An 18741-nucleotide genomic window follows, 5' to 3' on the forward strand; every position below is an offset into this window, starting at 1 on the left:
TGTAACTCCCTTGGACCACATATTGGTTTCATGGGCGTTATATCGGCTGCAGGCCGGCAATCTATAGGCGCTATCTGACAAGCGGGAGCAGCTGTTAGAAGAGGCGGGCCAGCAACGCCGTGACGGCGGTTTCCACGCGCAGGATGCGCTCGCCCAGTTGCACCGGTTGCAGGCCGGATTTGCCCAGCAAGTCGATCTCGTAGGGGATCCACCCCCCTTCCGGGCCAATGGCCAGGGTCACCGGCTCGGTCAGCGCGCGGGGGCAGGGCGGGTATTGGCCGGGATGACCAACCAGGCCGAGGGTGCCCTCGGTGATGGCAGGCAGGCGATCTTCGACGAACGGCTTGAAGCGCTTCTCGATCACGACTTGCGGCAACACGCTGTCCCTGGCCTGTTCAAGGCCGAGGATCAATTGCTCGCGAATGGCCTCGGGCTCCAGGAACGGGGTCTGCCAGAAGCTCTTCTCGACGCGATAGCTGTTCACCAGCACGACACGGGGCACACCCATGGCCGCGACGGTCTGGAACACCCTGCGCAGCATCTTGGGGCGTGGTAGGGCCAGGACCAGGGTCAACGGCAGCTTGGCGGGAGGAGGCTGGTCGAGGGTGACGCGCAGTTCCGCCTCGTTGGCGTCCAGGCGCAGGACCTCGGCCGAGCCCATCAGGCCGCCGATGCGTCCGACACGCATGCTGTCCCCGACTTCACAGCGATGGACTTCCTGCATGTGGGTCAAACGGCGATCGCGCAGCACCACCCGGTCGACCGCAATGAAGTCGGCCTCTTCAAGGAGCAGCAGGTTCACGGTTGGGTCGCTGGCGGCTGGTCGTTGTTATCGTCGGCAGGCTGGTCGTCCGGATGCTCGCCGCGCTTGCTGATCAGGCTGCCAAACAGGATGCCGATTTCAAACAGCAGCCACATCGGTACCGCCAACAGGGTCTGCGAGAAGATGTCCGGCGGGGTCAGGATCATGCCGACCACGAAGCAGCCGATGATCACGTACGGGCGGATTTTCTTCAGGTACTTGACGTCGACCACGCCGATCCACACCAGCAGCACCACGGCCACCGGTATTTCGAATGCCACGCCGAAGGCGAAGAACAGCGTCATGACGAAATCGAGGTAGCTGGTGATGTCGGTCATCATTTCCACACCGGCCGGGGTGGCGGCGGCGAAGAACTTGAAGATCAGCGGGAACACCAGGAAATAGGCGAACGCCATGCCGGCGTAAAACAGCACGATGCTCGAGCACAGCAAGGGCACGGCGATGCGCTTCTCGTGCTTGTACAGGCCCGGTGCGATGAAGCCCCAGATCTGGTGCAGGATCACCGGGATGGCCAGGAACAGCGACACCATCATGGTCAACTTCAGTGGCGTCAGGAACGGCGACGACACATCGGTGGCAATCATCGTCGCGCCAGCGGGCAGGTACGCCCGCAGCGGTGTCGAGACGAAGGTGTAGATTTGCTGGGTAAAGGCGAACAGCCCGGCAAAGATGATGAAAATTGCCGCTACGCAGCGCAGCAGGCGGGTACGCAACTCGGTGAGGTGCGAAACCAGCGGCATGTGCTGGTCGTTTTCAGGAAGATCGCTCATGGGGCTCGCGGCGGCAGTGTTGGGTCATGTGGGGCCGGCGCAACGGGCGCAGCCGCAGGTGCAACGGGAGAGGTCGGCGTCGCCGCAGCAGGTGCTGCTTCGACAGGCGCGGCTGCGACAGGTGCAGATTCAACGACAGGTGCATCGATCGTCTGCGTCGCCACAGGCTCGACTGGCGTCGGCTGCTGCTGGGTCGGCGAGAAGATCTTGCGGGCCTCCTGTTCAAGCGACAGGATGTGCTCGTTGTGCAGTTGCCGACGAATCTCGTCGGCACCGATTTCACGTTCAACTTCCTGTTTGATCGCATTGAAGCTGCGCTTGAGGCGCCCGACCCACAGGCCGGCGGTGCGCGCAGCGCCCGGCAGGCGCTCGGGGCCCAGCACCAGCAGGGCGACGAGGCCGACGAGCAGCAGTTCAGAGAAGCTGATACCAAACATTAGTCAGTGCTCACACGTCTTTGCGGATCGGCTCTTCGACTTTCTGTGCCTGCACGTCGATGGTGTGCGGCTGGTTCACCGAAGCCTGGGGCTGTACCGGCGGCACCGGTTGGGCCGGAGTCACGGTGGGCTCGGCGGGTTTTTCGTCGTCGTTCATGGCTTTCTTGAAGCCCTTGATCGATTCGCCGACGTCGGTGCCGAGGTTTTTCAGTTTCTTGGTGCCGAATACCAGTACCACGACAACCAGGATGACGACCCAGTGTTTCCAGTCAAAAATGCCCATGCTGCTGCTCCTCTCTAATAGTTATTCAGGCGGACGGGCGCGAGGCTTTCTCGGCGTGTCCGGACAGACCGAAGCGACGGTCCAGTTCATCGAGTACAGCTTGGGGATGCTGCCCCAATTGGGCGAGCATGACCATGCTGTGGAACCACAGATCGGCGGTTTCGTAGATCACATCGCTGCAGTCGCCGCTGACGGCGGCGTCCTTGGCGGCAATGATGGTCTCGACCGACTCTTCGCCGACTTTTTCCAGAATCTTGTTCAAGCCCTTGTGGTACAGGCTGGCGACATACGAGCTATCGGCGGCGGCGCCTTTGCGCTCTTCCAGTACCTGGGCCAGACGGGTCAGAGTGTCACTCATGTTTGTGTCCTGCGGAATAGATGGCGTGCGGATCTTTCAGGACCGGGTCGACGGTTGTCCAGTCGCCGTTCTCAAAGACGCGGTAGAAGCAGCTCTGGCGGCCGGTATGACAGGCGATATCGCCGATCTGCTCGACCATCAGGATGATCACGTCGGCGTCACAGTCCAGGCGCATCTCATGCAGGGTCTGCACGTGGCCGGATTCTTCGCCCTTGCGCCACAGCTTGCCACGCGAGCGCGACCAGTAGATGGCGCGGTTCTCGGCGGCCGTCAGTTCCAGTGCTTCGCGGTTCATCCAGGCCATCATCAGGACGCGCCCGGTCTTGTGGTCCTGGGCAATCGCCGGCACCAGGCCGTCGGCATCCCATTTGATCTCGTCCAGCCAGTTTTTCATCTTCGACTCCGACAGCGAGCCCGACACTTCATGAGTCAGGCTCAACGTTGAAACAGTGTGCCAGTGCGCAGCACAACTGGCTATCGGCGAACGACCAGATACAAGCCGACGGCCATCATGATGCCCGCCGGCCAGTAGGCCAGGTCGTTCAACGGACCACCCGCGGCGAGGATCGCGCCACCGGCCAGGTGCGCCGTACCGAGCAGGCGCAGGAACCAGTCGTCACGGCGGCGGTGCCACGGTGGCGGCGGGTCGTAGGCGTGCGGCTGGGACATGCGTTCGAGCAGGTCGCGAGCCATGTTGGCCAGGTGCGGGAGCTGCTCGAACTGGCTCTGCACGTTGCCGAGCAGGGCTTTGGGACTGACGCGCTCACGCATCCAGCGTTCGAGGAAAGGTTGTGCGGTGTTCCACAGGTCGAGATCCGGGTACAGCTGGCGGCCCAGGCCTTCGATGTTCAACAGGGTTTTCTGCAGCAGCACAAGTTGCGGCTGCACTTCCATGTTGAAGCGACGAGCTGTCTGGAACAGGCGCATCAGCACCTGGCCGAAGGAAATATCTTTTAACGGTTTTTCAAAGATTGGCTCGCAAACCGTCCGGATCGCCGCTTCGAATTCGTTGAGCTTGGTTTCCGCCGGCACCCAGCCCGAATCGATGTGCAGCTGTGCCACACGCCGGTAATCACGCTTGAAGAACGCAAACAGGTTGCGAGCCAGGTAATCCTGGTCTTCCGGGGTCAGGCTGCCGACGATGCCGCAGTCGATCGCAATGTACTGCGGGCTCCACGGGTTCACGGTGCTGACGAAGATGTTGCCGGGGTGCATGTCGGCGTGGAAGAAACTGTCGCGGAACACCTGGGTGAAGAAGATTTCCACGCCGCGTTCGGCGAGCATTTTCATGTCGGTGCGCTGGTCGGCCAGGGTCGCGAGGTCAGTGACCTGGATGCCGTATATGCGCTCCATCACCAGCACTTTCGGCCGGCACCAGTCCCAATAGACTTGTGGCACGTACAGCAGCGGCGAACCGTCGAAGTTGCGCTTCAACTGGCTGGCGTTGGCCGCTTCACGCAGCAGGTCGAGTTCGTCGTAGATGGTTTTTTCGTAGTCCTGGACCACGTCCACCGGGTGCAGCAGGCGCGCATCGGCCGAGAGCTTTTCGGCGGCCCGGGCAAGGATGAACAGCCACGCCAGGTCCTGGGCAATCACCGGCTTGAGGCCCGGCCGGATCACCTTGACCACGACTTCTTCGCCGGTTTTCAGCTGCGCGGCGTGCACTTGGGCCACCGACGCCGAGGCCAGCGGTTCGACGTCGAAGCGGCTGAACACTTCACTAATTTTCTTGCCCAGCTGCTCTTCGATCAGCTTGACCGACACCTGCGAGTCGAACGGTGGCACGCGGTCCTGCAGCTTCATCAGCTCATCGGCGATGTCTTCCGGCAGCAGGTCGCGGCGGGTGGACAGGATCTGCCCGAACTTGATGAAGATCGGCCCCAGGTCCTGCAGCGCCAGGCGCAAGCGCGCGCCACGGCTGAGGTCCAGGGTCTTGCGCGGAAACCAGCGCCACGGCAGGGCGTAACGCAGCACCAGGAGGAACCAGGGCAGCGGCAGGGCGAACAGCAGGTCATCGAGGCGGTAGCGGATCACGACGCGCTGGATGCGCAACAAACGGCGGACGGCAAGCAGCTTCATGCGTTATCGCTTGGGTCGAGGGATCGGGAAAGGCGCTCGAAACGCGCCTCGAGACGTTCCAGATCGAGCTTGATCTGGTCCAGTTCAGTGAATCGGGCTTCGGCCTCGCGCTGACCGACGAGGGTGCGCGATTCTTCGGCCAGGTATTCGCCCAGGTTCTGGCCCAGGCTGGTGAACCCTTGCTGATACCAGCGGGCGCGGCTGCGCAGGTGACCGCCGACCAGTTGCGTGGCAACCGGGCCAAGCCAGCGTGAGAGTTCGTACTCCCAGTCCAGTTCCAGGTCCTGAAGGATCGCCGCCAGTTCCAGCAGTACACCGCTGTCACCATCGAGCTCGACTTGCGGCGCGTGCAGCACCGCGGTCTTGTCCTTGCTCGTGGCCAGTTTCAGCAGGCTCGAGGCCGGTGCGCGAAGAGTGCAGTCGGCGCCGGTTTCCCACTGCGAAGCAAGCATCAGGCCTTCGTCGCTGGGCAGGATGAACAGTTGCAACGCCGGGCTGCGGCAATCGACGGCAATCACCTTGCCGCTCAAATGCGCCAGCCGCGGCAGCGCCGTGCTGTCGAGACGCAGCACCCGGTTCAGGCCGAGTTCAACGCTGGCGAGCAGGCCGGCGAGCAACATCAGGGCTTGATGCCGCGGTGCAGGGCGACGATGCCTGCGGTCATGTTGTGATAGGTCACGCGGTCGAAACCGGCCTCGACCATCATCGACTTCAGGGTTTCCTGGTTCGGGTGCATGCGGATCGATTCAGCCAGGTAGCGATAGCTTTCCGAATCATTGGTGATCAGCTTGCCCATCAGTGGCATGAAGGCGAACGAGTAGGCGTCGTAGGCTTTGGACATCAATGCGTTGGTCGGTTTGGAGAACTCCAACACCAGCAGGCGACCGCCAGGCTTGAGTACACGCAGCATCGAACGCAGGGCGTCTTCCTTGTGCGTGACGTTGCGCAAGCCGAAGGCGATGGTCACGCAGTCGAAATGGTTGTCCGGGAACGGCAGCTTTTCCGCGTCGGCCTGGACGAATTCAACGTTGCCGGCCACACCCAGATCCAGCAGGCGATCGCGACCGACCTTGAGCATGGATTCGTTGATATCGGCCAACACCACCTGGCCGGTCGGGCCAACGAGGTGCGAGAACTTGCGGGTCAGGTCGCCTGTGCCGCCGGCGATGTCCAGTACCCGGTTACCGGTGCGCACGCCCGACAGTTCGATCGCGAAACGCTTCCACAGACGGTGCATGCCGCCCGACAGGAGGTCGTTCATCAGGTCGTACTTGGCAGCTACCGAGTGGAAAACCTCAGCGACTTTTTCCGCTTTCTGGCTTTCCGGAACGTTTTTGAAGCCGAAGTGAGTGGTGGGTTCGGCGTCGTTGCCTTTGCGCTGATCAGTCATATCGCTGTCACCAAAAGAGAATGCGCGACATTCTAATCCCCAAGGCATGCTTTGTCTTGGCAAGGCTGAAGGTAAGATGGGCAACCATCGGGACGTTTTGACGCAGCAGAGGTCAAGATGTCTCGCGAAAGCATTCATAAAGCAGGAGTCATTCGATGGCCCATATTAGTGTTGAACGGGCCCACGGCCTGGGTAAGGAAGCGGCGCGCGAGAAGGCCGACAAGCTGGCGCAGAAACTACACGATCAATATGGCCTGGAGCCGCAGTGGTCCGGCGACACCCTGAACCTCAAGCGTTCGGGTGTGAAAGGTGCGGTGCATGTCAGTGACGATTCGATCAAGGTCGATGTGGAATTGGGCCTGATGATGTCGGCCATGAGCGGCATGATCAAAGCCGAGATCGAGAAGGCGCTGGACAAGGCGCTGGCATAAGGCGCGCGATCTTGTAGGAGCAAGCTTGCTCGCGATGGCATCTACGCGGTGTAACTGGAAAACCGAGGTGCCTGCATCGCGAGCAAGCTTGCTCCTACAGTGAGCGGTGAGGGCACCATCGATTCATGTCAGTTGTTAGGGTGCCGTTTCTAATTTTTCTCCCTACTTTGTGCCTGAGCCCGACACTTTCGCGGGCAGTTCCTCAAACCTTCTGCGCGTGAGGTGCACCATGGCCAAAGTTATTTTGAAGAAAAAAATCGACGCATCGACGACCGCTCTGCATGACGTCAAATCGTATGCCCGCAGGATCTGGCTGGCAGGCCTGGGTGCCTATACCAAGGTCGGCCAAGAGGGTAGCGAGTACTTTCAAGAGTTGATCAAGGCTGGGCAAGCAGTTGAAACCAAAGGCAAAAAAGTAGTTGCCGAAAAGCTTGAAGCGGCGAATGCCGAGATCGATGAAGCCAAGAGCGAAGTGAGCACTTTCAAAGGCAAGGTCGAAGTTCAGCTCGACAAAGTCGAGAAGGTGTTCGACACGCGTGTCGCAAGTACCTTGAATCGTATCGGCATTCCGTCTAAACATGACGTTGAGACACTCTCTGCCAAGCTCGATGAGCTGACGGCACTGCTCGAACGCGTCGCGCGTAAATCTTAAGGAGAACGGGATGGCTGGTAAAAAGAACACCGAAAAAGAAGGCAGCTCGTGGATTGGGAAAGTCGAAGACTACTCCCGCAAAATCTGGCTGGCTGGTTTAGGCGTGTACTCGAAGATCGACACTGACGGCAGCAAACTCTTCGACTCACTGGTTAAAGACGGCGAGAAAGCCGAGAAGCTGACCAAGAACGCTGTTGGCAAAACTGTCGACGCCGCCAAAGACTCCGCTTCTTCTGCCAAGTCGCGCATCAGCGGCGTGAAGGATCGTGCACTGGGCAAGTGGGATGAGCTGGAAGGGGCTTTCGACAAGCGCCTGAACAGCGCCATTTCGCGCCTGGGCGTACCTAGCCGCAATGAGGTCAAGGCACTGCACAGCAAGGTCGATACCCTGACCAAGCAAATCGAAAAACTCACCGGTGCCAAGGTTGCGCCTGTTGCGGCGAAAACTGCGGCAGCCAAGCCGGCAGCCAAAACCGCAGCCAAGCCATTGGCAAAAGCGGCAGCCAAACCTGCTGCCAAACCGGCTGCAAAAACTGCCGCCGCCAAGCCAGCCGCAGCCAAGCCAGCGGCTAAACCTGCAGCCGCCAAAACCGCCGCCAAGCCTGCAGCGAAAACCGCTGCTGCCAAACCGGCCGCCAAGCCTGCGGCAAAACCTGCTGCTGCGAAGAAGCCAGCAGTGAAAAAACCGGCCGCTCCAAAAGCTGCCGCACCCAAACCAGCAGTGGCTGCCGCCAAACCGGCAACCCCGGTAACGCCGGCGAGCACCTCGAACTCCGCCTCTGCGCCGACCCCTGCTGTAACCTCGACTGCCGCGCCAGCTCCATCGACGCCAACCAGTCAGTCCTGATTCCAGGGCTCAAAAAAACGCCCGGCCTGCCAAGGTCGGGCGTTTTTGTTTGTGGCGCTTAATGCTCTTGCAGGTACTGCATCGCCATTTGCTCCGTCGCCGCCTTGATCGGGGGCAACAAGTGCGGCGCCACCAGCATCATGATCTGGTAAACCACCAATCGCACTTCGCCTTCGCGGCCAAGAATCCGCTGATAGTCCAGTGAGAACAGCAGCGTCAGCGTGATCTGCTCCACCAGTTGCCCCAGCGCCTGGGTGTCGCTGACCAGTTGCCCCAGGGCCTTCAAGCGGGCCAGCAATGACGCCAGTGTACGCTTGAGTGCATTGAGCAGGTTGCGAATGCCCTTGGCCAGTTTCGGCAGGCGCCCAGCCAGGTTCGACAGGTCCTGGAAAAGAAAGCGATAGTGGGACAGGCGTTCGACGATCAGGTGCAGGAACAGCCAGTAATCCTCGGGAGCCAGTTCGACGTCGGCCGGTGGATCGAGCAGCGGCGCCAGTTCGGCCTGGAAGCGTTCGAACAGGCCGAGAATCAGCGGCTCCTTGCCGTGGAAGTGGTAGTAGAGATTGCCCGGGCTGATGCCCATTTCGTTGGCGACTTCCATGGTGGAAACATTCGGTTCGCCCTTTTCATTGAACAATTGCAGGGCACATTCGAGAATCCGGTCGCGGGTTTTCATCCAGTCTTCTTATGATCGAGTCATGCCACGGCCGGCAGGGGCCGTGGTCGTTGAACATCAGCGTACGCGCACGTAAGTGCCGGGCGCCGCCTCCATCGGTGGATAATTCTGATTGCCGAGGGCCATGTGGGTTTCTTTCTGTGCGCCCGAGCGCTCCTGAATCCAGCTCAGCCATTGCGTCCACCAGCTACCGTCGACGGGCTTGGCGTCGTAGTACCAGGCCCTGGGGTCGCTGCTCAGTTTGGAGCCTTCGACGTAGTTGGCTTTCGGGTTGTTCGGCGGGTTGAGAATGCTCTGTATATGACCGCTGTTGGACAGGACGAAGCGGCGTTCGCCACCGAGCAACAGGGTCGAGCGATACACCGCGTCCCACGGTGTGATGTGGTCGTTGATGCCGGCCACGCTGAAGCTGTCGACGGTGACCTTCTGCAAATCGATCGGGGTGCCGCACACTTCCAGGCCCCCAGGATGGCTCAGCGGGTTGTGCTTGAAGAAGTCCAGCAAGTCGCCATGCAGGGCGGCCGGAAGGCGTGTGTTGTCGTTGTTCCAGTAGAGAATGTCGAACGCAGGCGGCTCCTTGCCCATCAGGTAGTTGTTGACGAAGTAACTCCAGATCAAGTCGTTGGGGCGCATCCAGGCGAAGACCTTGGCCATGTCGCGGCCATCCAGTACGCCTTTCTGGTAGGAGCGGCGCTTGGCGGCTTCCAGCGTCTGTTCATCGGCGAAGAGCGTGGCCGGACTGTCCAGTTGACTGTCGAGCAGGCTCACCAGGTAGGTCGCGCTGGAGACGCGGCGCAGCTGTCGCTTGGCTTGCAGGTGACCCTGCAAGGCGGCAATGGTCAGCCCGCCAGCGCAGGCGCCCATCAGGTTGACCTCGCGCGCGCCGGTGATTGCCCGGCACACGTTCATGGCTTCTTCCACCGCCTCAACGTAAGTCGACAGGCCCCATTCGCGGTGCCGCACATCCGGATTGCGCCAGCTGATCACGAAGGTCTGCAGGCCGTTCTTGAGCGCGTACTGGACGAAACTGTTGTGCGGGCTGAGGTCGAAAATGTAGTACTTGTTGATCTGAGGGGGTACCACCAGCAACGGTTTGGAATACTGCTTTTCGCTCATCGGCTTGTACTGGATCAGCTCCAGCAGTTCGTTGCGAAACACCACGGCGCCGGTGGTGGTGGCGACGGTCTTGCCGACCTCGAATGCGTGCTTGGTGACCTGCCTGGGCAGGCCGTCGTTGTGCAGGAGGTCATCGACCAGATGGCCGATCCCGCGTACCAGGCTGTTGCCGCCTGAGTTGAAGATTTCCTTGATCGCCAGAGGATTGAGCAGGCTGTTGGACGGCGACACGGCATCGTTGAGCAGGGCGAACGCGAAGTGCGCGCGGGCGCGGTCGTCGGGGTTCATGTTGCTGTCGTCGATCCAGCTTTTGACCTGCTTCTGCCAGCTCAGGTAGGCCTGCAGGCTGCGACGATAAAAGGGGTTGAGGCTCCACGCAGGATCGTCAAAACGACGGTCCTGGGGATTGGTCGGATGCAGGGTGTCGCCCAGCAACACGCGGCCCAGTTGACCACCCAGTTTCAAGGCGTGTCGAGCGGTGTGTACGGGGTTGCGCAGGCCATGGGCGGCCACACTGCGCAAAGTCGAAATCAGATCCCGACCGCGCAGGCCGGTAATCGCACTTTGTGCGTTGATGAACGCGGCGGGAGTGGGTAATGACTCCCTCGCAGGTTTATCGCGCATGACTCAACACTCCTTCGTCTTCAGGCCAAATACAAAACACCGAACCAGAACACCATAGACGCTGTAACGGGTTGTTGCGCGGTGCGATGTCGGCCGCTCCCTCTTTCCCATACAAAAAATGGGCCGATCAACCGCCCAGTGGCGCCGGATGCGGGTGCATCACAGCACGCTGACGCTCCTCCTCGAGGAACTTCATGATGATTGGCGCCACCGCTTCGGCCCGGGTAATCAGGAACAGATGGCCGTCGTCGATGATGTGCAACTGGGAATTGGGGATCCGCCAGGCCAGCAGGCGCATGTTGATCAGCGGGATCAGCGGGTCGTCGTCACCCGCCAGGACCAGGGTCGGCTGATTGATCTTGTGCAGCCAGTGGATGCTGGTCCAGCCGAAACCGGCGAACAGTTGCCAGTAATAACCGAGCTTGCCCGCCGAGCGGACTTTCGCTGCATGGCTCGCGGCGAGCGTCGGGTCGCGTCGGAATGAGCCGCCGTAGATCATCGGCGCAATGCGGATCACATGGGAGGGCTGGATGTAACGTCGTGGGCTGGCCATCATCCACAAGACCTTTGGCTTGCCCGGCACCATCACCGTACCCGCTGCCGTCGCCGCCAGGACAAGTTTCTTGCAACGCTCCGGATAGTCATAGGCGAATTGCTGTGCAAGAGCGCCACCCCATGACACGCCGATCACATTGACTTGCCCGTAATCGAGATAGTCGAGCATGCGTGCCGTGAGTTTCGCCAGGCCCGGAAAGCGGTACGGGCGCCTCGGCGTCGACGAACCGCCGACACCGGGTACGTCGAAGGCGATGACTTCGAGGTCCGGGTCCAGCGCCGCGACGAACGGGAACACCAGCTCCAGGTTGGCGCCGATGCCGTTGAAAATCAGCAAGGGCGTCAAGTGAGGCTTGCCGGGGCGCACCGCCGTGCGGAGGGTCTGGCCATCCAGGTCGACGGTGCGGAATATGAACGGTTGCGGCATGCTTCTGGCCCTGTGGGTGGATCGTAATTCCTGACACACATCCTGTAGGAGCCGGTTTGCTGGCGATGCGTTCAGCGCGGTTTGCCAGTCTCACCGTGATGAGGCAATCGCCAGCAAGCCGGCTCCTACAAGTCTGTGGGTCTAGCGCTCGTGTACGTAAGTGCCGGGAGCCGCCTCGCCTGCCGGGTAAGCCTTGTTGCCCAGTTTTACCGGGGACTTTTTCAGTTCGCCGGAGCGCTGAGCCTGCCAGGCCTGCCAGTGCAGCCACCAGGAATCGGTGTGCTTGGTGGCGTTCTGTTGCCATTCATCGGCACTGCTCGCCGGTTCGGTGCTGGTCATGTAGCGGGATTTCGGATTGCCCGGTGGATTCAGGATGCTCTGGATATGCCCGCTGCTCGACAGCACGAATTCAACGTTGCCGCCGAACAGTTGCGCCGACTTGTAGCAGGACTTCCACGGGGTGATGTGGTCGTTGGTGCCGGCCAGGGAAAAGATGTCGGCCGTCACTTGCTTGAGGTCGATGGCGGTGCCGCACACTTCCAGTGCATTCGAGCGAATCAGTGGGTTGTTTTTGAACAGCTCGATCAGGTCGCCGTGGAATGCGGCGGGCAACCGGGTAGTGTCGTTGTTCCAGAACAGGATGTCGAACACCGGCGGTTCGTTGCCCAGCAGGTAATTGTTGACCCAGTAGTTCCAGATCAGGTCGTTGGGACGCATCCAGGCGAAGACTTTCGCCATGTCGCGGCCTTCCAGTACACCGGCCTGGTACGAGTGGCGCTTGGCGGCTTCGAGGGTCTGTTCGTTGACGAAGAGGGCGACGTCGCTGTCCAGGGTGGTATCGAGCACGCTCACCAGCAAGGTCAGGGCATTGACCTTGTTCTCGCCGATCGCCGCATAGTGGCCCAGCAGCGCGGTGCAGGTGATGCCGCCGGAGCAGGCCCCGAGCATGTTCACGTCTTTGCTGCCGGTGATCGCGGTGACCACGTCAACCGCTTCCTTGAGGGCTTCGATGTAAGTCGACAGGCCCCACTCGCGCTGTTCCTTGGTCGGGTTGCGCCAGCTGACAATGAAGGTCTGCACGTTGTTGCGCAGGCAGAACCGCGCCAGGCTCTTGTCCGGGCTCAGGTCGAATACGTAGAACTTGTTTATCTGCGGCGGCACCACCAGCAATGGTCGCTCGTGGACCTGCTCGGTGATCGGCTTGTACTGGATCAGTTCCAGTACATCGTTGCGGAATACGACCGCGCCTTCGGTCACGCCCAGGCTCTTGCCGACCTCGAACGCGCCCATGTTGACCTGGCTCGGCATGCCGCCGTTGTGTACAAGGTCCTTGGCCAGGTGCGAAAGGCCATCAAGCAGGCTTTTGCCGCCGGTTTCGAAAAAGCGTTTGACTGCCGCCGGGTTGGCTGCGGTGTTGGTCGGCGCCATGGCTTCGGTCATGAGGTTGATCACGAAGTGCCCGCGTGCCACATCCTTGGGGGTGAGGTTACTTTCGTCGATCCAGTCGTGGAGTTCCTTGCGCCACGCCAGGTAGGTTTGCAAATAACGTTTATAGAGCGGGTTCTGGCTCCAGGCCGGATCGGCGAACCGACGATCATCGCTGGTCGGTTGCAGCCCGGATTTACCAAACAGCACGTTCTTGAGTTCGAGGCCAAAATGCGCAACGTGCTTGACGCTGTGCACCGGTTGCCTGATGGCCTGCCTGAGCACCATTCGAGCAGAAGCCAGTAGATCCTTTCCACGCAGCCCAACGACAGGATTGAGCCCCAAGGTGTTTTCTGAGGCTTGATACTTCAACTCATCGTTACTCTTGTTACTCATCTACGACGCTCCATTGCCCTGAGACGAGTACCTTGATCCTGCTGTGTAGTCACACAACAACGGCAAGGTACTACTGCTTGGGTGACTTTAATTCTGCATCACTGCTTTTTAGTTCAGAGAGCACTGCAGGGAACTTGCCAATCCATTGGTTACCCGAGTTTAATTTTTTTCGCAAGCGGGCCAAGCGTCGGCCCTGAAGCCGAGCATTCAAACAGATGAAATTAGAAAATGCCCTCTAAAGAGCAAGAGGCTCGGGCTAGAGCATCAGCTTGACGACAGATTCGTTCGGGTCACGGGTTTTCCCTGCGGCTTTGAGCTCGGCAAGATAATCCTCCCAGAGTGCGTCATGACGTCGCCCCAGTTCGTAGAGGTATTCCCAAGTGAACAGGCCGCTGTCGTGGCCATCGTCGAAGGTCAGCTTCAATGCGTACTGACCGGCAGGTTCTATCTTGCTCAGCCCTACGTTGATCTTGCCAAATTGCAGGATGGGTTTGCCGTGGCCCTGGACCTCGGCGGAGGGAGAGTGCACGCGCAGGAACTCGGCGGGCAGGGTGTATTCCTCGCCGGACGCGTATTTGAGCGTCAGGGTTTTCGAGGCTTTGTGCAGCTTGATGTCGGTGGGGAGCTGGGTCATGGCCGGATGTCCGATTAGGTGTGGGACCCCGATTCAAATGTGGGAGCGGGCTTGCTCGCGAAGGGGCCTTAACATTCAACATTGATGTTGATTGTCAGACCGCTTTCGCGAGCAAGCCCGCTCCCACAGGGTCCGTCATCGCTGTAAGTATGGCTTACAGGATATAACGGGACAGGTCTTCGTTCTGCGCCAATTCACCCAGGTGGCTGTTGACGTAGTCGGCGTCGATCTGGATCACCTTGTCGTCATGGACGCTGGCCAGGTCGCCGGCACTGAAAGACACTTCTTCCAGCAGGCGCTCAAGCAAAGTGTGCAGGCGACGGGCACCGATGTTTTCGGTTTTTTCGTTGACCTGCCAGGCGATCTCGGCAATGCGCTTGATGCCGCTCGGCGGGAACTCGATACCCAAGCCTTCGGTTTTCAGCAGTGCGCAGTATTGCTCGGTGAGCGAGGCGTGAGGTTCGCTGAGGATACGCTCGAAGTCTTCCGGGCTCAGGGCCTTGAGTTCGACACGGATCGGCAGACGACCTTGCAGCTCGGGCACCAGGTCGCTTGGCTTGCTCAGGTGGAACGCACCCGAAGCAATGAACAGGATGTGGTCGGTCTTGACCATGCCCAGCTTGGTGTTGACGGTGCAGCCTTCGATGAGCGGCAGCAAGTCACGCTGCACGCCTTCGCGGGACACATCGACGCCGCCGGAGTTGCCGCGTTTGGCGACCTTGTCGATTTCGTCGATGAACACGATGCCGTGCTGTTCGACCGCTTCCAGTGCCTTGGCTTTCAACTCATCATCGTTGACCAGGCGACCGGCTTCTTCGTCGCGCACCATCTTCAGCGCTTCTTTGACCTTGAGCTTGCGAGCTTTTTTCTTACCCTTACCCATGTTGGCAAACAGGCTTTGAAGCTGGTTGGTCATTTCTTCCATGCCCGGTGGCGCAGAGATGTCGACGCCGGCCATTTCGGCGACTTCGATCTCGATCTCCTTGTCGTCCAGTTGACCTTCGCGCAGGCGCTTGCGGAACAGTTGGCGGGTGTTGGAATCAGCAGTCGGGGCATCGTCGTTGCTGAAACCCATGCGTGCCGGCGGCAGCAGGGCGTCGAGGATGCGCTCTTCTGCTGCGTCTTCGGCACGGTGGCGAACCTTGACGATTTCCTGTTCGCGCAGCAGCTTGATCGCGGCATCGGCCAGGTCACGAATGATCGATTCGACGTCGCGGCCGACATAGCCGACTTCAGTGAACTTGGTCGCTTCGACCTTGATGAAAGGTGCGTTGGCCAGTTTCGCCAGGCGACGGGCGATCTCGGTTTTACCGACGCCGGTCGGGCCGATCATCAGAATGTTCTTGGGCGTTACTTCAACGCGCAGCTCTTCAGGCAGCTGCATGCGACGCCAGCGATTGCGCAGGGCAATGGCGACGGCGCGTTTGGCATCGTCCTGGCCGATGATGTGGCGATTGAGTTCGTGGACGATTTCACGGGGAGTCATGGACATAATATTCAAAGGACCTCAAGCAAGAATGAGCCGTGGCACAGGGCCAAGTCAGGCTTTACTCGGCGCAGTCCTGCTCCTCAATGGTCTGGGTGTGGTTGGTGAATACACAGATGTCGCCGGCAATACCGAGGGCGGTTTCAACGATTTCCCGGGCCGACAGGTCGGTTTTTTTCAGCAGTGCGCTGGCTGCCGCTTGTGCATAGGCGCCGCCGGAACCCATGGCGATCAGGCCGTCTTCAGGCTCGACCACGTCGCCGTTGCCGGTGATGATCAGGGAGGCGTCTTTGTTGGCGACCGCGAGCATGGCTTCGAGGCGGCTCAGGGAGCGGTCGGTACGCCATTCTTTAGCGAGTTCGACAGCGGCGCGTACCAGGTGACCCTGGTGCTTTTCAAGTTGGCCTTCGAAGCGTTCGAACAGGGTAAAGGCGTCAGCGGTGGCACCGGCAAAACCTGCAATGACCTGGCCGTGGTACAGGCGACGAACTTTTTTCGCGTTGCCTTTCATCACGGTATTGCCAAGAGAAACCTGGCCGTCGCCGCCCATGACGACTTTGCCGTGGCGGCGAACTGAAACGATGGTGGTCAAGGGAAGAGTCTCCACGCTGCGGGGCGAAAATGCCTTATGCCCATTCATATGGGGGTGGTGGAGAGGATTTCAACTGTTGGGCGGGAGAGGGGACGGGCGGTGTGAGACAGAAATGGCTTTGGTGATAATGAGGACGCCTTCGCGAGCAGGCTCGCTCCCACAGGATTTACGCTAACCCTGTGGGAGCGAGCCTGCTCGCGAAGAACGATGACGCGGTCTCAGCGGCTCTGGCGTTGTTGTAACAACAAATTGCTGAAACCTGCGCCCGCCAGTTGTTTCTGCGCCGTGGTCAGTTGCTCACGGTTGCTGAACGGACCGACCAGAACCCGATACCAGGTCTCGTCTTTGACGGTGCCGGACTCAACCGCCACAGCCTGGCCGAGCAGGATGATCTGCGCGCGAACCTTATCCGCATCAGTCTCCTTGCGGAACGAACCGGCCTGCAGGAAAAACTTCGTCACAGGCGCCGCCTTGACCGGCGGTGCAGGAGGCGGAGTAATCCCGGACAAGGCAGCCTGGGCACGCGCGGTGTCGATCTTCGCCGCTTCAGCCGGTGTCACCGGCGTGGTCGGAATGGCCGGTACCTGCGGCGTCGGCAGGGTTTTTTCCGGTACGGCATCCGGTGGCACTATGACTTCCGATTCCGGCAGCAGGGTGTAGAAATCGTATTTCGGCTTCACCGGTTGCGTCGGGCTCGGCGGCGTCTTGTTAGCCTCGGCGATCTTGGTGGCTTTCTGTTGTTGCTCCACCTTCTCGCGCTTGACCGTGTCGCTGCCTTTGCCCGGCTCCAGCTTCATCAGGAAAACGATGAATGCGCCAACCGTCAGGCCAATGGCCATCCACAGCCAACCCGGGATCGGTTGTTTCGCTGGAGCTTGGTAACGGCTGGCGCCACGCTTGGGTGCAGGTTTTTTCTTGGCAGCCAACTTACATACGCTCCAGAGTTTCTAGGCCCAAGAGTTCCAGGCCTTGCTTGAGGGTGCGACCGGTCAGTGCGGCGAGGCGCAGGCGGCTCTGCATCTGTGCCGGGGTGTCGGCGGCGAGGATCGGGCAGTTCTCGTAGAAGCTGGAGAACAGGCCGGCGACGTCGTACAGGTAAGTGCAGAGAATGTGCGGCGTGCCTTTCTCGGCCACGTTGTTCAGCACTTCGCCAAATTGTGCGAGTTTTGCCGCCAGTTCGTGTTCGTGGGTGGCTTCGAGCACGATCTGGCCTTCGACTTCGCTGAAGTCCTTGCCGAGTTTGCGGAACACGCCAGCCACACGGGTGTAGGCGTACAGCAGGTAGGGCGCGGTGTTGCCTTCGAAGTTCAGCATCAGGTCGAAGTTGAAGCTGTAGTCGCTGGTGCGGTGCTTGGACAGGTCGGCGTATTTCACCGCGCCGATGCCCACGACCTTGGCGATGTTGCGCAGGTCGGCTTCGGCCAGCTCAGGGTTCTTCTCTTTCACGAGGGTGTAGGCGCGTTCCTGGGCTTCGGTCAGCAGGTCGATCAGCTTCACGGTGCCGCCATCACGGGTCTTGAACGGGCGGCCGTCAGCGCCGTTCATGGTGCCGAAGCCCATGTGTTCCATTTCCATTGGATGGGTCACGAAACCGGCCTTGCGCGCCACGGCAAACACCTGCTGGAAGTGCAGGGCCTGACGCTGGTCGACGAAGTACAGCGCACGATCAGCCTTGAGCTTGCCGCTGCGGTAGCGTACGGCGGCCAGGTCGGTGGTGGCGTAGAGGTAGCCGCCATCGGCCTTGACGATGATCACCGGCAGCGGGTCGCCGTCGGCGTTCTTGAACTCGTCGAGGAACACGCACTGGGCGCCGTTGCTCTCGACCAGCATGCCAGCGGCCTTGAGGTCGTTGACCACGTTGATCAGGTCGTCGTTATAGGCGCTTTCGCCCATCACGTCGGCCATGGTCAGCTTGACGTTCAGCAGTTCGTAGATTTTCTGGCAGTGGGACAGCGAGATGTCCTTGAACTTGGTCCACAGCGCCAGGCAATCGGCATCGCCGGCCTGCAGCTTGACCACCAGGCCACGGGCGCGGTCGGCGAACTCTTCGGATTCGTCGAAGCGTTGCTTGGCGGCGCGGTAGAAATTTTCCAGGTCCGACAGCTCGTCGCTGGTAATCGGGTTTTCCTGCAGGTACGCCATCAACATGCCGAACTGGGTGCCCCAGTCGCCGACGTGGTTCTGGCGGATCACTTCATCGCCGAGGAACTCGAGTACGCGGGCCACGCCGTCGCCAATGATGGTCGAGCGCAAGTGGCCGACGTGCATCTCCTTGGCCAGGTTCGGGGCGGACAGGTCGACCACGGTGCGCTGCACTGGGCCGGCCTTGCGCACGCCGATGTTGGCGTCGGCCAGGGCGGCGTCCAGGCGCGAAGCCAGGGCATCGGTGTTCTGGAAGAAGTTCAGGAAGCCAGGGCCGGCGATTTCGGCCTTGGAGACGTTTTCGTCGGCGGGCAGCGCGGCGATGATTTTTTCCGCCAGGTCGCGCGGCTTCATGCCGGCCGGTTTCGCCAGCATCATGGCGATGTTGCTGGCGAAGTCGCCGTTCTTCTTGTCGCGGGAGTTTTCCACCTGGATCGCCGGCGACAGGCCTTCAGGCAACACACCTTCGTTGACGAGTTGGGTGATGGCTTGTTGGATCAGCTGACGAATGGTGTCTTTCATGGTCTTCTCTTTCGACCGCAAGCGCGGCGGCGCATCGTGCGCTGGTGGAAAAACTGGGCATTATCCGTTGCCCGGG

21 protein-coding genes are annotated in these 18741 nt (G+C 60.4%); 3 read left to right on the forward strand and 18 right to left on the reverse strand.

What is annotated here, in order from left to right; translation table 11 throughout:
* Positions 1–94 precede the first annotated feature (94 nt).
* The 9 genes from NQL71_RS10945 to ubiE all read right to left on the reverse strand — a co-directional run bounded on the left by NQL71_RS10945 (position 95) and on the right by ubiE (position 6140).
* Positions 95–802, reverse strand: a complete 708-nt coding sequence (locus NQL71_RS10945; protein WP_046816935.1) for a 16S rRNA (uracil(1498)-N(3))-methyltransferase — start codon at positions 800–802, stop codon at positions 95–97.
* A complete protein-coding gene (gene tatC / locus NQL71_RS10950; protein WP_008058092.1) occupies positions 799–1593 on the reverse strand; it encodes a twin-arginine translocase subunit TatC in 795 nt (264 codons plus the stop codon). The genes NQL71_RS10945 and tatC overlap by 4 nt, the downstream gene beginning before the upstream one ends.
* Positions 1590–2030, reverse strand: coding sequence for a Sec-independent protein translocase protein TatB (tatB, locus tag NQL71_RS10955; protein ID WP_274642641.1), 441 nt, complete (start codon positions 2028–2030; stop codon positions 1590–1592). The genes tatC and tatB overlap by 4 nt, the downstream gene beginning before the upstream one ends.
* A 10-nt stretch (positions 2031–2040) precedes the next feature.
* Positions 2041–2313, reverse strand: a complete 273-nt coding sequence (locus NQL71_RS10960; RefSeq protein ID WP_046816938.1) for a twin-arginine translocase TatA/TatE family subunit — start codon at positions 2311–2313, stop codon at positions 2041–2043.
* Positions 2314–2338: 25 nt separating this feature from the next.
* Positions 2339–2671, reverse strand: a complete 333-nt coding sequence (locus tag NQL71_RS10965) for a phosphoribosyl-ATP diphosphatase (RefSeq protein WP_046816939.1) — start codon at positions 2669–2671, stop codon at positions 2339–2341.
* The gene (hisI, locus tag NQL71_RS10970; protein ID WP_046816940.1) at positions 2664–3065 is read right to left on the reverse strand and encodes a phosphoribosyl-AMP cyclohydrolase; all 402 of its coding nucleotides are present in this window, start codon (positions 3063–3065) and stop codon (positions 2664–2666) included. Before hisI ends, NQL71_RS10965 begins: the two co-directional genes overlap by 8 nt.
* 80 nt (positions 3066–3145) lie before the next feature.
* Positions 3146–4750, reverse strand: a complete 1605-nt coding sequence (gene ubiB / locus NQL71_RS10975; RefSeq protein WP_046816941.1) for a ubiquinone biosynthesis regulatory protein kinase UbiB — start codon at positions 4748–4750, stop codon at positions 3146–3148.
* Positions 4747–5370 carry a ubiquinone biosynthesis accessory factor UbiJ gene (locus NQL71_RS10980; protein ID WP_077185457.1) on the reverse strand — a complete coding sequence of 208 codons (624 nt, stop codon included), beginning with the start codon at positions 5368–5370 and terminating at the stop codon, positions 4747–4749. The genes ubiB and NQL71_RS10980 overlap by 4 nt, the downstream gene beginning before the upstream one ends.
* A complete protein-coding gene (gene ubiE, locus NQL71_RS10985; RefSeq protein WP_033045331.1) occupies positions 5370–6140 on the reverse strand; it encodes a bifunctional demethylmenaquinone methyltransferase/2-methoxy-6-polyprenyl-1,4-benzoquinol methylase UbiE in 771 nt (256 codons plus the stop codon). Before ubiE ends, NQL71_RS10980 begins: the two co-directional genes overlap by 1 nt.
* A gap of 155 nt (positions 6141–6295) precedes the next feature.
* Between ubiE and NQL71_RS10990 the strand changes: the two genes are divergently transcribed.
* The 3 genes from NQL71_RS10990 (at position 6296) to NQL71_RS11000 (ending at position 8070) form a co-directional block, all read left to right on the forward strand.
* The gene (locus NQL71_RS10990) at positions 6296–6571 is read left to right on the forward strand and encodes a polyhydroxyalkanoic acid system family protein (RefSeq protein WP_077185456.1); all 276 of its coding nucleotides are present in this window, start codon (positions 6296–6298) and stop codon (positions 6569–6571) included.
* Between the two features lie 229 nt (positions 6572–6800).
* The gene (locus NQL71_RS10995; protein ID WP_046816944.1) at positions 6801–7223 is read left to right on the forward strand and encodes a phasin family protein; all 423 of its coding nucleotides are present in this window, start codon (positions 6801–6803) and stop codon (positions 7221–7223) included.
* 10 nt (positions 7224–7233) lie between these two features.
* Positions 7234–8070, forward strand: coding sequence for a phasin family protein (locus tag NQL71_RS11000; protein ID WP_077185455.1), 837 nt, complete (start codon positions 7234–7236; stop codon positions 8068–8070).
* A gap of 58 nt (positions 8071–8128) precedes the next feature.
* Here the strand turns inward: NQL71_RS11000 and NQL71_RS11005 are convergent, their stop codons facing one another.
* From NQL71_RS11005 to argS, 9 genes are all read right to left on the reverse strand, one after another.
* The gene (locus NQL71_RS11005) at positions 8129–8746 is read right to left on the reverse strand and encodes a TetR/AcrR family transcriptional regulator (RefSeq protein ID WP_046816946.1); all 618 of its coding nucleotides are present in this window, start codon (positions 8744–8746) and stop codon (positions 8129–8131) included.
* Positions 8747–8803: 57 nt separating this feature from the next.
* On the reverse strand, positions 8804–10486 hold the full coding sequence (phaC, locus tag NQL71_RS11010; RefSeq protein ID WP_046816947.1) for a class II poly(R)-hydroxyalkanoic acid synthase: 1683 nt from the start codon (positions 10484–10486) through the stop codon (positions 8804–8806).
* Positions 10487–10613: 127 nt separating this feature from the next.
* Positions 10614–11468, reverse strand: coding sequence for a poly(3-hydroxyalkanoate) depolymerase (gene phaZ, locus NQL71_RS11015; protein WP_046816948.1), 855 nt, complete (start codon positions 11466–11468; stop codon positions 10614–10616).
* Positions 11469–11609: 141 nt separating this feature from the next.
* Positions 11610–13289 (reverse strand): class II poly(R)-hydroxyalkanoic acid synthase, encoded by a 1680-nt coding sequence (phaC, locus tag NQL71_RS11020; RefSeq protein WP_046816949.1) that lies wholly within the window; start codon positions 13287–13289, stop codon positions 11610–11612.
* A 256-nt stretch (positions 13290–13545) separates the two neighbouring features.
* Positions 13546–13923, reverse strand: a complete 378-nt coding sequence (locus tag NQL71_RS11025) for a gamma-butyrobetaine hydroxylase family protein (RefSeq protein WP_046816950.1) — start codon at positions 13921–13923, stop codon at positions 13546–13548.
* Between the two features lie 154 nt (positions 13924–14077).
* Positions 14078–15415: an ATP-dependent protease ATPase subunit HslU gene (gene hslU / locus NQL71_RS11030; protein WP_274642642.1), complete on the reverse strand. Its 1338-nt coding sequence runs from the start codon at positions 15413–15415 to the stop codon at positions 14078–14080.
* Positions 15416–15470: 55 nt separating this feature from the next.
* On the reverse strand, positions 15471–16001 hold the full coding sequence (gene hslV / locus NQL71_RS11035; protein ID WP_007975582.1) for an ATP-dependent protease subunit HslV: 531 nt from the start codon (positions 15999–16001) through the stop codon (positions 15471–15473).
* 218 nt (positions 16002–16219) lie between these two features.
* Positions 16220–16927, reverse strand: a complete 708-nt coding sequence (locus tag NQL71_RS11040; RefSeq protein ID WP_046816952.1) for an SPOR domain-containing protein — start codon at positions 16925–16927, stop codon at positions 16220–16222.
* A 1-nt stretch (position 16928) separates the two neighbouring features.
* Positions 16929–18665 carry an arginine--tRNA ligase gene (argS, locus tag NQL71_RS11045; protein ID WP_046816953.1) on the reverse strand — a complete coding sequence of 579 codons (1737 nt, stop codon included), beginning with the start codon at positions 18663–18665 and terminating at the stop codon, positions 16929–16931.
* Positions 18666–18741 lie beyond the last annotated feature (76 nt).

Source organism: Pseudomonas serbica (genome assembly GCF_028823535.1).
Lineage (GTDB): Bacteria > Pseudomonadota > Gammaproteobacteria > Pseudomonadales > Pseudomonadaceae > Aquipseudomonas > Aquipseudomonas serbica.